Consider the following 19,255-nt stretch of genomic DNA (forward strand, 5'->3'; position numbering starts at 1 on the left):
TCGTCTCAGCCGAGCTGTTCGAACCCGCCATCGAGCCAGAGCTTGCGTGCCAGCTTGCGCTGGATCTTGCCGCTGGTGGTCTTCGGCAGCGTGCCGGGCCGGATCAGCGCGATGTGACGCGCGGAGAGTTCGTGGTTGTCGGCGACGGCCTCGCGAATTCGGCCCTTGATCGCTTCGGTGTCGATCGAGTGGCGCGCGGTGCGCTCGATTTCCTGGACGATGACGAGCATTTCTTCGCCGGTCTCGTCCGGCACCGAGAACGCCGCGCCGCAGTTTTCGCGCAAAGCTCCATTGAGCGATTGCACCGTGCGCTCCACGTCCTGCGGATAATGGTTGATGCCACGGATGATGATGAGGTCCTTGATCCGTCCCGTGACGAACAATTCGCCTGTGACGTCGATGAAGCCGAGGTCGCCGGTGCGCAGCCACGCTCCGTCTTCGCCGGCAATCTGCGCATTGAGCCCCTCGCGCGTCGCCTCGTCGTTGCGCCAATAGGCGCGGGCAATATTGGCCCCACTCACCCATATCTCACCGACGCGGTCCGCGGGCAGCCGCGTGCGGTTGTCCGCGTCCACGATGGCGATCCGTTCGCCGGTGAGCGGGCGCCCGCAGCCGACGGCGACCTGTGTATCTTCGGCGTCGGAAGGCGCCTGCGCCGCATGCGCCTGCAGCGCCGTGCGGCTCACGCTGCGTGTGACATGACCGCCGCCACGGCGTCCGCCGGAAATCAGGAGCGTCGCTTCCGCCATTCCGTAGGCGGGATACATTGCGCGCGGATCGAAGCCGTGGGGCGCAAATGTCTGGATGAACCGCTCGATGGTTTCCGCATGCACCGGTTCTGCGCCGTTCAGTGCGATCCTGAGCGAGGACAGCTCGATGCCTTCCATCTGGTCGGCGCGATAGCGGCTGACGCAGAAATCGAAGCCGAAGTTCGGGCTGCATGCCACTTCCGCGCGATAACGCGCGATCGCGCGCAGCCAGCCGAGCGGCCGCTGCATGAACGCGTTCGGCGCCATCAGTACGCAGGTCGCGCCGACATAGAGCGCTTGCAGCGCGTTCAGGATCAGCCCCATGTCGTGATAGAGCGGCACCCAATTGACGTAAGTCGATTGCCGGCTGTTGCCGAGCGCGAGCCGGATCATCTCGAGATTGGCGAGCAGATTGGCGTGGCTCACCATTACGCCTTTGGGCGCGGACGTCGAGCCGGAGGTGTATTGCAGGAAGGCGATGTCGTCCGGCGCCGGCTCGGGTAGTTCGATTGTCTCACCTTCGGCCGCGGCGAGATCGACCTCGATCCAGCGAATGTGCTCATGCGCGAAGCGTGCCCGCAAATCACCGCGGAGCGCGACGGCCGAATTGGTCAGCGCCACCGCCGGCGTGCAATTGGCGAGGATCGCGGCGCTGGCATCGCGCGCTCCGTTTCGCCGCGGCATCATCATCGGCACGGCGATGATGCCGGCCATCAGACAGCCGAAGAACGCCACCATGAATTCGATGCCGGGCGGAAACACCAGGATGGCGCGATCGCCGGGACGCGCGGCCACGGTCAGTCGCGACGCGAGCGCGCCCGCGGCATCGTGCAGCTGTCGAAAGCTGAGGACAGCGTCCTCCGTCCCGCGATCGGAGACGAAGACATAGGCGCGGTCGTCGGCCTGCTCCGCCGCACGCCGGGCCAGCAATGCCACGAGCGAGCGGAAGGTTTCCATGGGTTGCGCCGACTTCAACCGCCCTCAGGCGGCGGGGCGGATTGCGCGCTTGTCGGCGAGAAACTGCGACAACGCCTCAACGGTCGGATGGTCGTAGAAGTCGTCCGTCGACAGCTCGAGGTCGAGCTTCTCCTCGAGTTCCATCATCAGGTAGACCAGCATCGCCGAATCGAGGCCGAGGCGGCTGAATTTCGTGCCGATATCGACGCGGTCGCTCGAAATTCGCAGGATATTTGCCAGGGCGGTAACGCAGAAATCCGAAATCTGCTCGCGTGTCATGTCATGTCCCAGAAACAATGGGAACGACAATAGGGGCGACCCCCTGGTTGTCAATTTGGTCGGAACGCCGCTGCGTTGAAGGTTGTGGACTGTTGCTTCCTTGCGTCGGCCGGTGCCCAATCCGTGCACAAGGCTGGCGTTATTTCCTGCGGTCGATTGCGGCAAGCGCCCGTCGCGGCAGCGGCTTTCTGATTCGCTGGCGCGGCAACGCCGCGTCCAGATAGGTCAGTTCTGGTAGTAATAGCCACGCGGTTGGTAAACCTGCCGGGGCTGCGGCTGATAGTAGGTGCCCTGCTGGCCGTAGCCCTGATTGTAGTATTGCTGCGGCTGCGGCTGATAGACCTGTGCGTCATAGAGCGGGCGGCTGCCGCGCGGCGCGGGGTAGCGCGCGCCGGTGTCGCTGCCGTCGGCCGGATAGATGTAGTTGTCGTCTTGCGGCATGTAGCGGCGGGCAGGTGCGGCCTGAGGCGTCAGGTTCACGGGATCGCCTGATGTGGCGTACTGCTCTTCGGCGGGCTGCGGCGCGCGGGCCACTGCCGTGGGATTGCGGCCACGCGGATTGCGGGCGAGCGCCACCTGCGCCGAGCCGGTCAGCGTTACCGTGGTGTTGAGCACGCCCTGCTGCTGCACCAGCGCGTAGAGCGTGGTGGCATTCTGGCGCGACAGCCGCACGCAGCCATGCGAGGCGGGCGTGCCGAGCCGGCCGACCGAGTCGGTGCCGTGGATGGCGTGCCCGACCTTGGTGAAGAAGATCGCGTGCGGCATCGGCGCGTCGTCGAATTCCTTGGAATAGTGATCCTCTTCCATGCGGAAGGCGCGGAACGCGCCGTTCGGCGTCTCCCGCGAGGGGATGCCTGTCGACACCGGCCAGTGGTAGCGCGCGACGCCGTCGACGGCGACGGTCATCTGCTGATTGTCCTTGTCGACGGTGATGTCGACCTTGGCCTGCGCGGCGCCCGCGCTCAAAAGCATCAGGGAGGTGAAAGCAATAAAAAACGAACGCATCTGACTCGTGGCCTCCGGCCTGTTCATACTAGGCGCCGCGGCTCTCCGTCCCCCGGCGTGCATTATGCCTGCAATCGCGCTTTCGTTCCAGCGGCCTGCAAAGCAAACCTTATTGCCATCGTTAACGGGACGCCCGGCGTAAGCAAGGCCGCTTTGTGCCGCAAAGCGAGCGGCAGCGCTGACATTTTCGCGAGCGGGAGATGCGTTCACAACGCCGACAATTCATCACAATGGTGCAACCATCCGGGGCGCAACCATTTGGCCGCATCGGCGTTGACGATCGCTGCCTCGACCGGCCGCTTCCGCGGCCGGTTTTACCTTTGGGAATGAAGATGAACAAAGTCTGCGTCGCCGCCGCTTCTCGGCCGGCTGGTCTGCCTTTCCGTGTGCTCTTCGCTGGCGCCGCCGTTCTGGCCGCGCTGTCCTGCGTCCCCCAGCCTGGCCATGCCCAAGGCATCGTTCGGGGCGCCCAGGAAGGTTCTTACGAAGGCAACCGGATCGCCGGCCCCGTCGGCGGCGTGGTTGGGGGCGCGGTCGGCGCCGGTGTCGGCGGTGCCGTCGGCGCGGTCGAGGGGGTGTTCGGCATTCCCCATCGCGGCCACCGTCGGTGTCGCGGCTATTACGACGGATACAACCGCTTCCACTGCTATCGGTAGAGCTTGCGATTCCGGGGCGCGCGCGTGCCCCCCGGAATGACGGCCGGATCAGTTCTTCAACCGATATCCCGTGCGGAAAATCCACCAGATCACGACCAGGCAGATCACCAGGAACGCCGTTGTCATGCCGATGCTGACGGCCATGCTGACGTCCGCGATCTCGTAGAAGCTCCAGCGGAAGCCGGAGATCAGATAGACGACCGGATTGAGCAGCGCCACCGTGCGCCAGGCGGGCGGCAGCATGTCGATGGAATAGAAGCTGCCGCCGAGGAAGGTCAACGGCGTCACCACCAGCATCGGGATCATCTGCAGCTTTTCGAATCCGTCGGCCCAGATGCCGATGATGAAGCCGAACAGGCTGAACGTCACCGCCGTCAGCACAAGGAAGGCCAGCATCCAGACCGGATGATGGATGTGCAGCGGCACGAACAGGCCAGCCGTGGCGAGGATGATCAGGCCGAGGATGATCGATTTGGTCGCGGCCGCGCCGACATAGCCGAGCACGATCTCGAAATAGGAGATCGGCGCCGACAGGATCTCGTAGATCGTGCCGGTGAATTTCGGGAAGTAGATGCCGAACGAGGCGTTGGCGATGCTCTGCGTCAGCACCGAGAGCATGATCAGGCCCGGCACGATGAAGGTGCCGTAGCTGACGCCCTCGACCTGGCTGATGCGCGAGCCGATCGCGGCGCCGAACACCACGAAATACAGCGAGGTCGAGACCACCGGCGAGACGATGCTTTGCAGCAGCGTGCGCCAGGTGCGCGCCATTTCGAACAGGTAGATGGCGCGGACAGCGCGGTAGTTCATGACGCCCTCACGAGATCGACGAAGATGTCCTCGAGCGACGATTGCGTCGTGTCGAGATCGTTGAAGCGGATGCCGGCTGTACGGAGATCGCCGAGCAGGCTGGTGATGCCGGTGCGCTCGCCCTTGGTGTCGTAGTCGTAGACCAGCGTCGCGCCGCCGTCGCAGAGGTCGAGCTCGTAATGCCTGAGGCTCTCCGGCAGCGCATCGAGCTTGCCTTGCAGATGCAGCGTCAGCCGCTTCTTGCCGAGCTTCTGCATCAAGGTGGCCTTGTCCTCGATCAGCACGATCTCGCCCTTGTTGATGACGCCGATGCGGTCGGCCATCTCCTCGGCTTCCTCGATGTAATGCGTGGTCAGGATGATGGTGACGCCGGATTGCTGGAGCGTGCGCACCACCTCCCACATGCCCTTGCGCAGTTCGACGTCGACCCCGGCGGTCGGCTCGTCCAGGAACAGGATCTGCGGCTCGTGCGACAGCGCTTTGGCGATCATCACGCGACGCTTCATGCCGCCGGAGAGCGTGATGATCTTGCTGTCCTTCTTGTCCCACAGCGAGAGGTCTTTCAGCACCTTCTCGATATGATCGGGGTTCTTCGGCTTGCCGAACAGCCCGCGGGAGAAGCTCACGGTCGCCCACACGCTCTCGAAGGCATCGGTGTGCAATTCCTGCGGCACCAGCCCGATCAGCGAGCGCGCCTTGCGATAGGAGGTCTGGATGTTCTCGCCGCCGACGAGGACCTTGCCTTCGCTCGGATTGGCAATGCCGCAGATGATCGAGATCAGCGTGGTCTTGCCGGCGCCGTTGGGGCCGAGCAAGGCGAAGATTTCGCCGCGCGTGATGTCAAGATTGACGTTCTTGAGCGCCTTGAAGCCGGACCCATAGGTCTTCGACAAATTGGCGACGGAAATGATGGAGGACATGATGGCCGCAAGTCTGAGGGGCTAAGGCTGGGGAGGGGAGGCTGGAACCTACCGGGAGGGGCGGGTCAGCGGAGCCCTGACATAGGAAGGCCCTTGCGCGGCTGCAATTAGCGGGAGAAAAATGGCCTCGAAACAGCTCCTTCCGTGGCAGGTTTCGGGCAAGTGTTGCGCGATGGTCACGGCTTGATGCTAAGATCGTCGTTCACGCGGCTCTTTGTTGCGTCTGCGAGCAGGCCATGGCTACGATTCCGGCCGAAGCATATTCCCAGGGAAAAGATCGATGAGACCGAACGGCCGTCACACCGCTGGCGTCAGCCAGTTGTCCGCCCTCCGTGCCTGGGCGATGGGCCTGCTCCTGCTGTCAGCTGTTGCCATCAGCCCGACCACCGCCACGGCGGCGCCAAGCCAGGCTGCCGTCGCGACCACGCATGTCTACCTGCTCCGCGGCGTGCTCAACATCTTCTCGCTCGGGCTCGACACGATCGGCGCCCGGCTCCAGGCGCAGGGCATCCCGGTGACCGTGGCGAATTTCGTGTCCTGGTCCTCGCTCGCGGATGAGGCCGCGACCGCCTACAAGGCCGGCCGGCTCAAGACCATCGTACTGGTCGGGCACTCCTCCGGCGCGACTGCGCTGCCAGACATGATCGCCAAGCTCAACCGTCTCGGCGTGCCCGTGAAACTCGCGATCGGGCTCGACTCCGTGTTCAAGACCAAGCTGTCGACCGGCGCGGAGCGCTACATCAACATCTATATCGGCGACGGCCCCGGCGAGCCGGTGAAGCGCGCGGACGGTTTTCGCGGCAAGCTCGACAATGTCGACGTCCGCGGCTCCGGCGTCGGCCACATCTCGATCGACAAGAACGAAGCGATCCAGCGCCGCGTGATTGCCGAGATCGACGCCGCAATCATGCGATCGCGCGCACCGGCTCCGGTTGCCGAACCCGGCGCGCCCAGGTCGGCGCGCTCGGCGGCGGCAACGGCTCCCCGGAATTAAGCCGTTCGCCGCAAGCAGGTGAATTGACAATGCCGCCGTCACGCCGACGGCGGCATTGTCGTATCTGCACAAGCCAAGCTCGATCACCCGCCGGTCGAGGAAGGGAACTCGGCGTACGATCTGGTGTTGTTACAGCATGACAAGCGGACGAAACGTCGGCCCCATGGCGGTTCAGCCCGAGCGGACGTGGGCCGGTCGGCCTGTTTCCGAAAATGTCCTTGAGAAAAAGCCGCAGCCTCAATCGAGCCAGTTGAGCGCGACGCGAGCCGGCTTGTTAAGACAGCACGCGCTGCGGACGCAGCGTGCGTTGCTCGCCGGCAACAGCGACGGTCGCAAGAGTTCCTCGAAGTGCAAGAGTTCCTCGAATTGACAGGCCGGCCTTCCGGTGTGCCGTCTGTCTAGGGCCAGTCCACGTGAAGATCTTTCAGTGCCCGTCATGCCGCCATCCTGTCTCGTTCGAGCACATCGCGTGCGCGAATTGCAGCACTGAGCTGGCGTTCGACTCCTCGCGCATCGAGATGACTAGGCTTGCATCCCATCAATCTTGCCGTAACCGCGAGATCATCGGCTGCAACTGGTGTGTCGAGGGCGCGGACTGGTATTGCGGCTCGTGCCGCCTCACGCGCACAATTCCAAACCTCGGCAGCACCAGAAACATCATGCTCTGGCGCCTTATGGAGGAAGCCAAGCGCCGTCTTCTCTATGATCTCAGTCGCCTCAAGCTTCCGCTCGCATCGCGCAACGGCGCAGAATTGGCTTTCGACATTCTTTCGGACGAGGTCGGTCCGATCGTGACGGGGCATCTCTCGGGCCTGATCACGCTCAACCTTGCGGAGGCCGACGATGTCGAACGAGAATCTCGCCGCGTGGCGTTCCGGGAGCCGTACCGCACGCTGCTCGGGCATTTCCGGCACGAGATCGGTCACTTCTATTGGGACCTGCTCGTCGACGGCACGACATTCCAGGCCCCGTTCAAGCTGATCTTCGGTGACCAGGCGCAGGACTATCAGGCCGCGATCAACTCCTATTACAGCCGCGCCGATCGTTCATACGACCGAAGCGGCTTCATCAGCGAGTACGCCACGTCCCACCCCTGGGAGGATTGGGCGGAAACGTTCGCGCATTTCCTGCATATCGTGTCGACGCTCGACTCGCTCGCAGGTTTGCCGTTGGCGCTGGACGAGCGCGCCCGGCAGACCCTGACGGATCCCTATCTCGAGAGCGACTTCGAGGCACTCCTGGCACTGTGGATGCCGCTTGCTCGCAGCATCAACGAACTCAACCGCTCGCTCGGGATGAGCGATGCATATCCCTTCGACATATCGCCGGCGGTCAAAGGCAAGCTGCATCTCGTCCATATGGCGATCAGCGCATTCCGCGCTCAGCAGAGCCTGGCGGCGTAACTTTCGCGGAGGACAGCCCCCGTTACGTCAGGAAGGTACGAATGCTGTCCGCGATTTCCTTCGCGTGCGTCTCCAGCGCGAAATGACCGGTGTCAAAGAACTGCACCACGGCGTTCGGATTATCGCGCTTGAACGCTTCGGCGCCGGGCGGAATAAAGAATGGGTCGTTCTTGCCCCAGACCGCGAGGAACGGCGGCGTGTGCTTGCAGAAATAGTCCTGGAAGGCCGGATAGAGCGCGACGTTGCTCTTGTAGTCGCCGAACAGGTCGAGCTGCACGTCGTCCGAGCCCGGGCGCGCAAGGTAGAAATTGTCGAGGTTCTGGCCGTCCGGTGACACGGTCATCGGATCGGGGACGCCATGCGTGTACTGCCAGCGCGTCGCTTCCGGCGTGAGGAGCGCGCGTAGCGCGTCGCGATTGGCCGGCGACGGATCCTGCCAATAGGTCTTGAGCGGAGTCCAGTCGTCGCTGAGCCCTTCCTCGTAGGCGTTGCCGTTCTGTGAGATGATTGCCGTGATCCGCTCGGGGTGACTGAGCGCAAGCCGGAAACCAGTCGGCGCGCCGTAATCGAAAACGTAGACCGCGAAACGGTCGAAGCCGATCATTTCGGTGAAGCGTTCGATCACGCGCGCGAAATTGTCGAACGTGTAACGGAAGCTTTCGCGCGAAGGCATGTCGGATTGGCCGAAGCCGGGAAGGTCGGGCGCCACGATATGAAACCTGTCCGCCAGCAGCGGAATGAAGTCACGAAACATGTGGCCTGCGCTGGGGAAGCCGTGCAGCAGCAGGAGTTTTGGCGCTCCGACACGACCGGCCTCGCGATAGGACACCTTGAAGCCCTCGACATCCGCGGTGCGGTACGCGATTGCGGCCATGACATTCTCCATCTTAGTAACCACTAAATTGCCTACTAAGAGGTTACGTCTCCTTACCGTAACTTGTCAACGCCGTTCTATCAGGTTATCTGAGTCCATGCTCCCGACCGGCCAAGGACCGCTCATGGACCGCCCGCCCGCCATGTTCATCGCCGACTCTCTCGGCCTCGACTTCCTCAACTCGGTGGCGACGCCGCTCGATACGCCGGTCGACTGGATCGATGATGGTCATGGCCTGATCGACTGGCTGGCGCAGGCGAAGCTGGTGCCCGCGGATGATCTGCACGCGCTGACGGCGCGCGCCACGCCGGACGAGCTGGACAAGGTTGCGGATCAGGCGCGCGCCTTGCGCGAATGGTTCAGGGGCTTCGTGCGCAAGCATGCAGGCCGACCGCTCACGACGGATGCATTGCGCGAACTCGATCCGTTGAACAGCCTGCTGGAGCGCGACGAAGCGTTCAGCCGGATCGAGCCGGGCCATGCCGATCGCGGCGCTCTGGCATTGCGAATGAGGCGGCGCTGGCGATCGCCGGAGGCGCTATTGCTGCCGGTTGGCGAGGCCATGGCGAAGTTCGTTTGCGACGAGGATTTTTCGAACGTCAAGGCGTGCGAGGGGCACAACTGCACCATGCTGTTCGCTGACCACACGCGCAGACGCGCGCGACGATGGTGCATCATGGCGGTCTGCGGCAACCGCGCGAAACAGGCCGCACACCGCAGCAGGCTCAAGAGCATGCAGTGATTGGGGGGCGAGATGCTGGAATGAGCGCGGATCGAGCCCCGGTTCCGTGCCCCAAATTCCGCCCAATCGACCGTCACTAAGCGCCTTTGGGGGAGGCTGCAGCCTCCCGGAGTGGGACTGCTGGACTGATGATCGATTTGAGGCGACTTCTCGCGCTGGCAGCCGTTGCGCTGCTCGCCTTGAGCACCGGGACGACCGCTGCCTCACCTGCCAAGACGAAGCCCGCCGCGGCCGCACCCGCCGCGCCGCCGCCCCCACCGTTCGAGCCATTGCCGCCGCCGAAGATCTACCTGTTCCGTGGCGCCATGGGGCCGTTCTTCTCCACCGGCATGGACCGGCTCGAAGAGAAGCTGACGCAGGCCGGCTTTTCGGCCAACGTCTATGAATTCACCATCTGCCGATGGATCGGCGATCGTGCGATCTCCAGCTACAAGGAAGCGCCGGCGCCGATCGTGCTGATGGGGCATTCGATGGGCGGGCTTTGCTCGATCGTCATCTCCGAGATGGCGGCCAAGGAGAACATCCCGATCAGCCTCGTCATCACCATCGATCCCGCGCATGCGACCGGCGACGTGCCGCTCAATGTCGAGCGCTTCATCAACATCTATCTCTCCGACAGCGTGCTTGGCGGCGGCAACGTGGTCGCGGTGCCGGGCTATCGCGGTCACTATGCGAGCTATGACCTGAAGGAGAACGCGCGGGTCAGCCACATCAACATCGAGAAGTCCGACGACATCCACCGTCAGATCGTCGACATGGTCACGCAGTTGCCGCGCATTCCGCCCCAGACGCAGGTGGATGCCGTGCCGCTGCGTTATCTCGTGCCGGCGAATACGCTCGTCGAATTGTGGGACAGTGGCGTGCGGCTACCGGTGCGCCGCGGCGACACTATGGAGAGCATCGCGGCAGCCAATCGCGTGCCGCTGTGGTCGCTGGCGCAGAGCAACTCGCTGCCGGAGAACGCGACGCTCACCCCCGGCCAGTCCATCATCGTTCCACGCCACCTGACGCCGCCGGAGCCGACAGCCGCTATGGCGAACCCGCCGCCGGGACGGCGGTAAGCAGTCAGCAACGGAGATGGTCGGGATGGGCTGATGCAGGCACCATCCCTCGCGGCACCTGTCATTCACGCATCTTGTGCCGCGGCAGCCATCTTGATGCGGGTGTCGCCAAGGAGGAGCGAGCCGTGGCGGAAGCCCGGCCCGCCGGGCGATAGGGCGCGGCGAGAAGCATCATAAACAAGGCCCTGTCAGCCGCATATTTGGCAGCGGGTCGGCCATTTTCGAAGCCGTGCATGACCAGGCGTCCTTCCGTCGTGCAGACACGCCATCGCCATGTCCTTCGACCGCACTTCTTCAGGAACACTTCGAATGTCGGGAGGTGTTCGGGCATGTCGATCACCCGTGCCGGCTTGCCGTCAGGCGCGTGGTGGCGTTCCCCATCGCCCGGCTCGGAGCCTGAAAGGTGAGCGGAAAGGCGGAGACGGCGAGCTTCTCGATCGCCGAGCGCTCCTCGGACACACGTCTCTCGATGAACCGCCGTTCGAACTCGGTCAGCTCGGTCTTGAGCAACCGCTGATAGCGGCTGATGTTGCTGCGGTGGCCGCGCAACAAGGCCAGCTCTTCATCAAGCATCATCGCAATCCCCGTTGAGCTGTCGTTGCCTAGGCTGCGAGGCCGGTTCGTTCGACGGATCGCGTGCGGACCGGCTTGCCGCCCGGAGGGCCCTTCGGATGGTGGTCGAGGCTCGCGAGCGCTTCCAGAATTTCGTCGATGGTGACGGCTTTGTCCGAGCCGGGCAGCTCCCGCAATGTCGGGCTCGAGGCGACACTGGCTGCGTCCGAAGCCCAGGACGCTAGGATCGCGCGCTTCTCGCCGATCGACAAAGTTGGATCGGCTATGACGTCGCGGGGATGATCATAGACGGAGCCAGGGTGCAATATCGCGTTCAGATCGATGATGTTGTCGGCATGATCGAGCATGAGAGGTCCTCCTCCTTTCTCTAAAACCTCTGACTTGCATTCGGGTACGCGATCGAAGGCCATGGCCCATCCCGCCCGACGATCGGGCGGGATCACCGGGCCTCCGACAGACCGAATTCAGGCGGCTTTGCCCTCGAGTTGATGCACGTTGCCGGACGGCGCGGCATTGATCGCAATCCGCCGCGGCTTCATGGCTTCAGGGATTTCCCGGACCAGTTCGATCTTGAGCAGGCCGTTTTCGAACGAGGCGCTGTGCACCTGAACATATTCGGCCAGGTTAAACTGCCGCTTGAACGGCCGCGCGGAAATGCCCCGGTAGAGATACTCGCGTTCAGTTCTGTCCGGCTTGTTTCCCTCGACGGTCACCGCGTTCTGCTCGGCCGTCACCGCGACCTCGTTGGGTGAGAAGCCCGCAATCGCAAGCGAAATCTGGTAGCGATCCTCGCCGAGACGTTCGATGTTGTAGGGAGGATAGTTGTCCTCGCCGGCACGCTGTGCCGTTTCAACGAGGTCGAAAAGGCGGTCGAAACCAACGGTCGAACGCCACAAGGGAGAGAAGTCGTAAGCGCGCATAGCCAGATCCTCCAAGGAGCAAAATGGATACGAACGACACCGGACACGACCGGTGCCCGTCTCAGCTTCCCGACCCACCAGGCGTCGGGAACGCCACCTCTCGGCGGCAGCGGAAAAATAAAAAAAGCCCGTTTTGGTTTCAAGAGGGGGGCTCAAAATTTTTCGGAAACCCTGGCGCCTCCCGCTGACGTAGCTCGGATTACACGTTCGATCCGTGGATCGCTTCGATCACGGCATCGGTCACGTCCTTCGTCCTCGCCTTGCCGCCGACATCGGGCGTCAGCACGCCGGCCGCGCAGACGCGCTCCACCGCGGCCATCAACCGCACCGCCGCGTCCTTCTCGCCCAGATGCTCCAGCATCTGTGCGCCGGTCCAGAACGTCGCGACCGGATTGGCGATGCCCTTGCCGGTGATGTCGAAGGCCGAGCCGTGGATCGGCTCGAACATCGAGGGGAAGCGGCGCTGCGGGTCGATATTGGCGGTTGGCGCGACGCCGAGGCTGCCCGCCAGCGCCCCGGCGAGGTCGGAGAGGACGTCGGCGTGCAAATTGGTCGCGACAATGGTGTCGAGGCTCTTCGGATGCAGCGTCATGCGCACCGTCATGGCGTCGACCAGCATCTTGTCCCAGGTCACATCGGGGAATTCGGCCGCGACTTCGGCTGCGATCTCGTCCCACATCACCATGCCATGGCGCTGCGCGTTCGACTTGGTCACCACGGTCAGGAACTTGCGCGGGCGCGACCGCGCCAGCTCGAATGCATAGCGCATGATCCGCGTCACGCCGACGCGGGTGAACACCGCGACCTCGGTGCCGACCTCTTCGGGGAGACCCCTGTGGGCGCGGCCGCCCATGCCGGCATATTCGCCCTCGGAATTCTCGCGCACGATCACCCAGTCGAGGTCGCCGACGCCGACATTGCGCAGCGGCGAGGCGACGCCCGGCAAGATCTTGGTCGGCCGCACATTGGCGTATTGGTCAAAGCCCTGGCAGATCGGCAGCCGCAGGCCCCACAGCGTGATGTGATCGGGCACGTCGGGCGCACCGACCGCGCCGAAATAGATCGCGTCGAATTTCTTGAGCTCCGCGAGACCGTCGGCCGGCATCATCACGCCGTGCTTCTTGTAATAGTCCGAACCCCAGTCGAAGGTCTTGATGTTGAAGGCGAGGTCACCGCTGCGGTTGGCCAGCGCCTCCAGCACGCGGACGCCGGCGGAGATGACCTCGGGGCCGATGCCGTCCGCGGGGATCGCTGCAATCGAATGGGTGCGCATGAAGGGCTCCGTCCAGATGTCGGTGGGGTTGCGTGACACGAGCGAACCTAGGCGGGGAGGGGCAGGGACTCAATCGGCGCTGGTTTATACAAAAAAATGATATAATCCCGTCACGGGATCAGAGGACAGCGAGATGGAATTGCATCAGTTGCGATGCTTCGTGGCGGCGGCCGAGCAGCTGCATTTCGGCCGCGCAGCGCAGCATCTCCAGATGCTGCCCTCCGCACTCGGCCGCCAGATCAGGCTGCTGGAGCAGGATCTGGGCACGCGGCTGTTCGCGCGGACGACGCGTGCGGTGTCGCTGACGGAAGATGGCGTGACGCTGCTGCGTGATGCCCGTGCCATCCTCGCCCGCGTCGAGGCGGTCGAGACCAACCTGCGCAATCGCGCGCGCGCGGGGGCTGCTCGAAAACTCCGGGTCGGCGCCATCGACAGTGCCGCGGCGGGGCTGTTACCGGCGCTGCTGCGCGATTTTCGCGCAAAGCATCCCGATATCGCAGTGCAGCTCCTGGAAGAGAAGACCGTCCGGCTGCTGCCAAAGATCCTGACCGGCGCGCTCGATCTTGCCTTCGTGCGTCCACCGGCTCAGCGGGACAAGCGGCTCGAATTCCGCGATCTGCTGCAGGAAACAGCCATCGTGGCCTTCCCGCAGCGCCACGCGCTGGCCAAACGCAAGTCGATCACGCCGGCGGAGATCGCCGAGGAGGCGATGCTGGTGCCGGATCGTCGCTCGCGGCCGCACAGCCACGACCTCACGATAAGACTATTCGAGCAGGCAGGCCTCACGCCGCGCGTCGTGCAGGTCGCCGACGAGAAGCAGACCATCATCAATCTCGTCGCAACCAGGCTCGGGGTCGCGATCGTGCCGCGCTGGACCATGCGGATGGCGGTGTCAGGCGTGCGCTTCGTGCCGCTGCGGCCAAAGCAGATCGGGCCCGTCGGCCGGCTGCCGCTCGCTGCCGCATGGCTGCGCGGCTCGCGCGACCCCGCCCGCGACGCAATGCTCTCCGTGCTCGAGACGCGCCTGCGCAGCTATGCGCGCGACGCCTGAGGCGCTATGACATCGACTTGGCGAGAGGGGTGATGCGATGGCTGAACGGACAGCTTCGAACGAATTGCGGGTTGCCGTCGCGGGGCTCGGCTCGATCGGCACCAAGATCGCCGCCGCGCTCGATCAGGGCATCGAGGGATTGACGCTCTCCGCCGTGGCGGTGCGCGATCCTGCAAAGCATCAGAAATTGCTCGGCAGCCTGCGTCGTCCGCCATCCCTACTGCCGCTCGACCAGCTCGGCGACGCCGCCGATATCGTGGTGGAGTGCGCGCCGAGCAGCCAACTCCGCGCGATCGTCGAGCCCGCGGTGAAACGCGGCAGGGCCGCGGTCGTTGTCAGCGTCGGTGGGCTGCTCGACAATTTTGATCTCGTCGATCTCGCCCGGGCCAATGGCGGCCGCATCCTCGTGCCGACCGGCGCGCTGATCGGGCTCGACGCCGTCAACGCCGCCGCGATCGGCACAATTCACTCGGTGAAGATGGTGACGCGCAAGCCGATCGACGGCTTGAAGGGCGCGCCGTTCATCGTCCAGAACAACATCGATATCGACAATCTGCGCGAGCCGCTCAAGCTGTTCGAGGGGACCGCGCGAGAGGCAGCGAAAGGCTTTCCGGCCAATCTCAACGTCGCGGTCGCGCTGTCGCTCGCGGGCGTCGGGCCGGATCGCACCCAGGTGCAAATCTGGGCCGACCCGACCGTGACGCGCAATGTTCATCGCATCGAGGTCGAGTCGGATTCCGCGCGCTTCTCGATGTCAATCGAGAACGTCCCCTCCGAGAATCCCAAGACCGGGTTGATCACGGCACTGTCGGTGATCGCGCTGCTCCGCAAGCAGCGCACCACGCTTAGCGTTGGAACATAACCTTCAAGCGCCCGTCACGCGCCAGATCACGTTGCCGACGTCGTCGGCCATCAGCAGCGATTTCTTGTCGGGACCGATCACGACGCCGACCGGACGGCCGTAGGATTCTTTCTCGTCCGGCGCGAGGAAGCCGGACAGGATGTCGCGTGCTGGACCCGAAGGCTTTCCGTTCTCGAACGGGATGAACACCAGCTTGTAGCCGGACAGCGTGCTGCGATTCCACGAGCCGTGCTGGCCGATCGCCATGCCGTCGGGGAAGCCCGGCAGCGTGCCCGCGGGCATCCAGCACAGGCCGAGCGAGGCGGTGTGGCCGCCGAGCGCGTAGTCAGGCGTGAGTGCCTTGGCGACCATCGCCGGATCCTGCGGCACGCGGTCATCCACCGTCTTGCCCCAGTAGCAATAGGGCCAGCCGTAGAAACCGCCGTCGCGCACCGAGGTCAGATAGTCCGGCGGCGTTTCGTCGCCGAGGCCGTCGCGCTCGTTGACGACGGTCCAGAGCACACCGGTCGTCGGCTCCCAGGCGAGACCAACCGGGTTGCGCAGGCCGGCGGCGAAGATGCGGTGCGTACCGGCGACGAGGTCGAGCTCGTAGACCGCGGCGCGGCCTTCCTCGACCTCCATGCCCATCTCGCCGATGTTGCTGAGCGAGCCGACGCCGGCATAGAGTTTCTTGCCGTCGGGGCTTGCGAGCAGGCTGCGGGTCCAGTGGCCGCTCGGCTTGAAAGTGGTGAGGCGCTTGCCCGGCGCGGTGATGCGATCGGCATTCGCCACGTACGGGAAGGCCATCACGCCGTCGGTGTTGCCGACATAGAAGGTGTCGCCGACCAGCGCCATGCCGAACGGCTGGCTGAGGTTTTCCATGAACGCGCCGCGATACTCCGCGACGCCGTCGCCATCCTTGTCGCGCAGCAGCGTGATGCGGTTGGCGCTGACGCCGAGCGCGGCGGCGCGCCGCATCGTCGCTTGCATTGCGTAGTGAAACACGGACCGCGGCGCCCCCGCGATCTGCGTCGCCTCCGCGATCAGCACGTCGCCATTGGGCAGCACCTCGATCCAGCGCGGATGGTCGAGGCCGGTCGCGAACGCATTGACCTTGAGCCCGGGTGCGACCGTCGGCTTCTGTCCTTCGCTCCAGCCCCGCGCCGTCGGCATCTTCAGTGTCGGAATGGCGCCTTGCGGTTTTGCTTCGGGAATCGCGGGCGACTGGCCCCAGGCCGGCGCAGGCACGGTGCCTGACAGCTTCCGCCATTGCAGCGCGATGCCGCCGAGAAGCGCAACGAACTGCGCAAAGATGCTGGAAAACGTCATGAGAAGCCCCTGTTTGCGGGCGCATCCAACGGGCTGGCGGGGCAGACGTCAACCTGTGCGATGGGCCGCGGGGCTCTATTCCCGTGGAATGGCAGCCGTTCGAATTTGCATGGGACGAATGCCGGCAAGCGGGGCCCGGAGATCAGTGGCCGATCTGCCGCTCTGCCCGGCGCGCCGCGCGAAAATCATCCAGATGATGGATGTTCGGCGCGAGCGCGGCCTCCCTGGACAGGAGATGATAGACACGCGCCACGGTGCGCTGCTTCTGCTTCGGCCGCCCCGGCGGCAGCGCCCGCGCCTTGCGGACGGCGGCGATCGCGTGCTCGCGAAAATAATCGTAGGCGTCGGACATGGCTCGATGCTCTGCGGTCAGTGGCAGGTATCGAGAGGCTAACGGGCTGGAGGGAAGGCAGTTCCTCTCGCTGTCGTCCGGCGAAGGCCGGGACGACAGCGAATGTGGGGCGCGTCCGCCGCTCTCAGCGCGGCGACAGGAACGGGATGATCATCGGCACGCGGCGGCAATAGGCGCCGTAGGCGTCTTCGCCGAGCTCCTTGGACAGGAACACTTCTTCCATCCGGCCCTTCTGCCACATGCCGAGCGAGATCAGGATCGCGCCGAGCATCGCGGTCACCGTGCCGACCGCGATGCCCGTCACCAGCATGCCGAGGATCAGGCCGGTGTAGATCGGATGGCGTACGATGCCGTACGGGCCGGTGTCGATGACGCGGTGGTCTTGCTTGTGGGTGATGGTGTTGGACCAGAATTGTCCGAGATGCAGCCGTCCCCACCAGGTGAAGGAGATCCCGGCCAGCACGATCAGCGCCACCACGTAGACAGCTGTATTGCTGAACACCCAGAGCGGCTTCTCGCCGAGCACTTCCGCGGTCCATGGCGTGAACAGGATGCCGCCGACCAGGATCGGGATGCGATAGCGGCCGGACTCCAGCGTCATTACCTGCTTCTGGGTGCGGCCCTGCCAGAACGAGGCGCCGACCCAGCTTGCGAGCCAGGCGAGCCAGATCAGGGCGAGCAGTTGCGTCGGCCAAGTCGTGGTCCAACCACCCCAGGCGACAGAGAGAAGCTTGCTGAAATCGAAGGACATGCGGAAAGGTTCTTTGGGTTGGGCGGCAGCTCAGCTGGCGCGCGAGGAGAGCGCGTGATGCTCGATGGCGCCGGAGGCAAGCGCGCCGCCGCGGGCGAGAAGATGGGTGATGGTTTCGCGCAGGACCGGCTCGATCGGGCGCGGCGCGTAGCCGAGTTCGGTGCGCGCCTTGCTGATCGAGAGGTCGCTCGCGGCGAGCGCAATGCGCACGCCCTCGGCGGTGCCGTTGGGCGGCCTGCGCGTGATGCGGTCAGAGAGATATTCAAGCATGATGCCGGACAGCTCGGCCATCTTGCCGGGAACGACGACCGGGAATTGCCGGCGGCCGCTCATCGCGGACATCATCCGCAGAATCTGGCCGAGCCTGACGCAGTCGCCGCCGAGGATGTAGCGCTGGCCGTTACGCCCGCGTTCCATGGTCAGCACGAGGCCCATGGCAACGTCGCGAACGTCGACGAGATTGACCGGGAAGTCGAGATGCGGCTGCACTTTCTTCTGCAGGAAGTACCACAGCATCGCAGTCGGCGGCGTCAGATTGTGGTCGGCAGCACCGATCGGCATGGTCGGGGTGCCGATCACCAGCGGAAAACCTTCAGCTGCGGCCTTCGCGGCGCAATGCTCGGCCAGCGATTTCGACCGCGTGTAGGCGCCCGGCATCGCATCGGCCGGCTGCAGCGCCTCTTCGGCGGGAACACCGTTGAGGTCGGAATAGGGGAATAGGATCGATTCCGTCGAGCAGTGCAGAAAGCGCGAGACCCCGCGCTTCATCGCGGCCGCGAGCACGATCTCGGTGCCGCGGCAATTGACGTCGTGAAAGGCCTGCTTGTCGGCGACCCACATGCCGGGCAGGCCCGCGAGGTGATAGACCTGATCGACCCCAGCAATCGCGGCATCGACCGCGGCACCGTCGAGCACCGAGCCTTGGGCATATTCAACGTCGGCATACGGCGCGGCAGGCGCACGGACGTCGAGAACACGCACCCGCTGCCCACGGGCGCGGAGCGCTTCTACAAGATGATGTCCGATGAAGCCGCTGCCACCGGTAACCAGTACGAGAGCCATGCAGTAGGTTTGCTGTTTCGCGTCTAGAACTATCGGGTTGAAAGGGAATTGGTCGGAGCAGGCGCCAGAATCGCGGCAAGGTCGCGACGGAAGCCCAATGCAATGAATAATTTTGCCATGACAAACATCGGTCCAAGCAGAAAATGCGTGGGGTGGTCGACCATCGACGGCTGCCGCTCCTCGAAAACCTTGTGACCGACGATTTGCGACGCGACGCCGAGCCCGATCAGCACCACAAAAATCGACCACATCATGACGATCGAGACCTGATTGCCAATCGCGGTTGCGACCGAAAGCAGCACGATCATCGAGGCGAGGATGCCGAGCCCGATCCCGGCGTCCAGCATCAGCCAGTAGGCCAGCACCGGCAGGGCAAGAACCATGGCCAGGCTGACCTCGATCCCGAACACCGGGAAATGGACCAGCGTCAGCGGCAGCACGGCGCCGGTGAAGAGCAGGAGGATGCCGACCACGTGCATCGCGCAGTTCCAGGGATCGCGATGATATTCGACGTAGTCGGCCAGCTGACGTTGAAAATAACTGGCCATCTCGGTCTCGTGCAGCATGGGGTCGGGCAGGGCGAAAAAAGCCTATAGCACCTGATAGGGCGGTGCACAAACCGGCGTAATTGTCGCGCGAAACCGCGCTGTTGC

At 64.3% G+C, this 19,255-nt stretch carries 22 protein-coding genes; 7 read left to right on the forward strand and 15 right to left on the reverse strand.

The genetic code is table 11. The features are described 5' to 3' along the window. Positions 1 to 5: 5 nt before the first annotated feature. The 3 genes from IVB54_RS10230 to IVB54_RS10240 are packed head-to-tail and all read right to left on the reverse strand — an operon-like array spanning position 6 to position 3,017. Entirely contained in the window at positions 6 to 1,706 is a 1,701-nt protein-coding gene (locus IVB54_RS10230) for a fatty acyl-AMP ligase (RefSeq protein WP_247337760.1), read from the reverse strand. 24 nt (positions 1,707 to 1,730) lie between these two features. Then, positions 1,731 to 2,150, reverse strand: coding sequence for an acyl carrier protein (locus IVB54_RS10235; RefSeq protein WP_247777190.1), 420 nt, complete (start codon positions 2,148 to 2,150; stop codon positions 1,731 to 1,733). Positions 2,151 to 2,210: 60 nt separating this feature from the next. Beyond that, entirely contained in the window at positions 2,211 to 3,017 is an 807-nt protein-coding gene (locus IVB54_RS10240; RefSeq protein ID WP_085349071.1) for a L,D-transpeptidase, read from the reverse strand. A gap of 305 nt (positions 3,018 to 3,322) precedes the next feature. On the opposite strand from IVB54_RS10240, the gene IVB54_RS10245 reads away from it, so the two are divergent. Next, on the forward strand, positions 3,323 to 3,646 hold the full coding sequence (locus IVB54_RS10245) for a hypothetical protein (RefSeq protein WP_085349135.1): 324 nt from the start codon (positions 3,323 to 3,325) through the stop codon (positions 3,644 to 3,646). A gap of 48 nt (positions 3,647 to 3,694) precedes the next feature. Here the strand turns inward: IVB54_RS10245 and IVB54_RS10250 are convergent, their stop codons facing one another. Then, positions 3,695 to 4,456 (reverse strand): ABC transporter permease, encoded by a 762-nt coding sequence (locus tag IVB54_RS10250; RefSeq protein WP_018454266.1) that lies wholly within the window; start codon positions 4,454 to 4,456, stop codon positions 3,695 to 3,697. Next, the gene (locus IVB54_RS10255; RefSeq protein ID WP_018454267.1) at positions 4,453 to 5,376 is read right to left on the reverse strand and encodes an ABC transporter ATP-binding protein; all 924 of its coding nucleotides are present in this window, start codon (positions 5,374 to 5,376) and stop codon (positions 4,453 to 4,455) included. The genes IVB54_RS10250 and IVB54_RS10255 overlap by 4 nt, the downstream gene beginning before the upstream one ends. Before the next feature lie 280 nt (positions 5,377 to 5,656). On the opposite strand from IVB54_RS10255, the gene IVB54_RS10260 reads away from it, so the two are divergent. Both IVB54_RS10260 and IVB54_RS10265 read left to right on the forward strand, forming a co-directional pair. After that, a complete protein-coding gene (locus IVB54_RS10260) occupies positions 5,657 to 6,370 on the forward strand; it encodes a hypothetical protein (protein ID WP_247361207.1) in 714 nt (237 codons plus the stop codon). A 413-nt stretch (positions 6,371 to 6,783) separates the two neighbouring features. Then, positions 6,784 to 7,773, forward strand: a complete 990-nt coding sequence (locus IVB54_RS10265) for a putative zinc-binding metallopeptidase (RefSeq protein ID WP_204512061.1) — start codon at positions 6,784 to 6,786, stop codon at positions 7,771 to 7,773. Between the two features lie 22 nt (positions 7,774 to 7,795). Here the strand turns inward: IVB54_RS10265 and IVB54_RS10270 are convergent, their stop codons facing one another. Next, on the reverse strand, positions 7,796 to 8,647 hold the full coding sequence (locus IVB54_RS10270) for an alpha/beta hydrolase (RefSeq protein WP_247777191.1): 852 nt from the start codon (positions 8,645 to 8,647) through the stop codon (positions 7,796 to 7,798). 124 nt (positions 8,648 to 8,771) lie between these two features. On the opposite strand from IVB54_RS10270, the gene IVB54_RS10275 reads away from it, so the two are divergent. Then, positions 8,772 to 9,389 carry an ABATE domain-containing protein gene (locus IVB54_RS10275; protein ID WP_247777502.1) on the forward strand — a complete coding sequence of 206 codons (618 nt, stop codon included), beginning with the start codon at positions 8,772 to 8,774 and terminating at the stop codon, positions 9,387 to 9,389. A gap of 128 nt (positions 9,390 to 9,517) precedes the next feature. Further along, a complete protein-coding gene (locus IVB54_RS10280) occupies positions 9,518 to 10,450 on the forward strand; it encodes a LysM peptidoglycan-binding domain-containing protein (RefSeq protein ID WP_247294832.1) in 933 nt (310 codons plus the stop codon). A 336-nt stretch (positions 10,451 to 10,786) separates the two neighbouring features. Here the strand turns inward: IVB54_RS10280 and IVB54_RS10285 are convergent, their stop codons facing one another. The 4 genes from IVB54_RS10285 to IVB54_RS10300 form a co-directional block, all read right to left on the reverse strand. Further along, positions 10,787 to 11,026, reverse strand: a complete 240-nt coding sequence (locus IVB54_RS10285; RefSeq protein WP_018454273.1) for a hypothetical protein — start codon at positions 11,024 to 11,026, stop codon at positions 10,787 to 10,789. 26 nt (positions 11,027 to 11,052) lie between these two features. Further along, on the reverse strand, positions 11,053 to 11,370 hold the full coding sequence (locus tag IVB54_RS10290) for a hypothetical protein (RefSeq protein ID WP_018454274.1): 318 nt from the start codon (positions 11,368 to 11,370) through the stop codon (positions 11,053 to 11,055). A 117-nt stretch (positions 11,371 to 11,487) separates the two neighbouring features. Then, positions 11,488 to 11,943, reverse strand: coding sequence for an Hsp20 family protein (locus tag IVB54_RS10295; protein ID WP_247295145.1), 456 nt, complete (start codon positions 11,941 to 11,943; stop codon positions 11,488 to 11,490). 199 nt (positions 11,944 to 12,142) lie between these two features. Then, positions 12,143 to 13,216, reverse strand: a complete 1,074-nt coding sequence (locus IVB54_RS10300) for a tartrate dehydrogenase (protein ID WP_247294829.1) — start codon at positions 13,214 to 13,216, stop codon at positions 12,143 to 12,145. Positions 13,217 to 13,349: 133 nt separating this feature from the next. On the opposite strand from IVB54_RS10300, the gene IVB54_RS10305 reads away from it, so the two are divergent. Further along, a complete protein-coding gene (locus tag IVB54_RS10305) occupies positions 13,350 to 14,267 on the forward strand; it encodes a LysR family transcriptional regulator (protein WP_018454277.1) in 918 nt (305 codons plus the stop codon). A 37-nt stretch (positions 14,268 to 14,304) separates the two neighbouring features. Continuing rightward, a complete protein-coding gene (locus IVB54_RS10310) occupies positions 14,305 to 15,129 on the forward strand; it encodes an aspartate dehydrogenase (protein ID WP_247294827.1) in 825 nt (274 codons plus the stop codon). Positions 15,130 to 15,132: 3 nt separating this feature from the next. Here IVB54_RS10310 and IVB54_RS10315 read toward each other — a convergent pair whose 3' ends face one another. The 5 genes from IVB54_RS10315 to IVB54_RS10335 all read right to left on the reverse strand — a co-directional run bounded on the left by IVB54_RS10315 (position 15,133) and on the right by IVB54_RS10335 (position 19,168). Next, positions 15,133 to 16,437, reverse strand: a complete 1,305-nt coding sequence (locus IVB54_RS10315; RefSeq protein WP_018454279.1) for a sorbosone dehydrogenase family protein — start codon at positions 16,435 to 16,437, stop codon at positions 15,133 to 15,135. Positions 16,438 to 16,579: 142 nt separating this feature from the next. Beyond that, the gene (locus IVB54_RS10320; RefSeq protein ID WP_018454280.1) at positions 16,580 to 16,789 is read right to left on the reverse strand and encodes a hypothetical protein; all 210 of its coding nucleotides are present in this window, start codon (positions 16,787 to 16,789) and stop codon (positions 16,580 to 16,582) included. Between the two features lie 124 nt (positions 16,790 to 16,913). Beyond that, positions 16,914 to 17,540, reverse strand: coding sequence for an isoprenylcysteine carboxylmethyltransferase family protein (locus IVB54_RS10325; RefSeq protein WP_007600907.1), 627 nt, complete (start codon positions 17,538 to 17,540; stop codon positions 16,914 to 16,916). Between the two features lie 30 nt (positions 17,541 to 17,570). Beyond that, on the reverse strand, positions 17,571 to 18,602 hold the full coding sequence (locus tag IVB54_RS10330) for an NAD-dependent epimerase/dehydratase family protein (RefSeq protein ID WP_018454281.1): 1,032 nt from the start codon (positions 18,600 to 18,602) through the stop codon (positions 17,571 to 17,573). Positions 18,603 to 18,631: 29 nt separating this feature from the next. Next, positions 18,632 to 19,168 (reverse strand): Mpo1-like protein, encoded by a 537-nt coding sequence (locus IVB54_RS10335; RefSeq protein ID WP_018454282.1) that lies wholly within the window; start codon positions 19,166 to 19,168, stop codon positions 18,632 to 18,634. Positions 19,169 to 19,255: the final 87 nt, after the last annotated feature.

It is taken from the genome of Bradyrhizobium sp. CW1 (assembly GCF_023100665.1).
Taxonomy (GTDB): Bacteria; Pseudomonadota; Alphaproteobacteria; order Rhizobiales; family Xanthobacteraceae; genus Bradyrhizobium; species Bradyrhizobium canariense_D.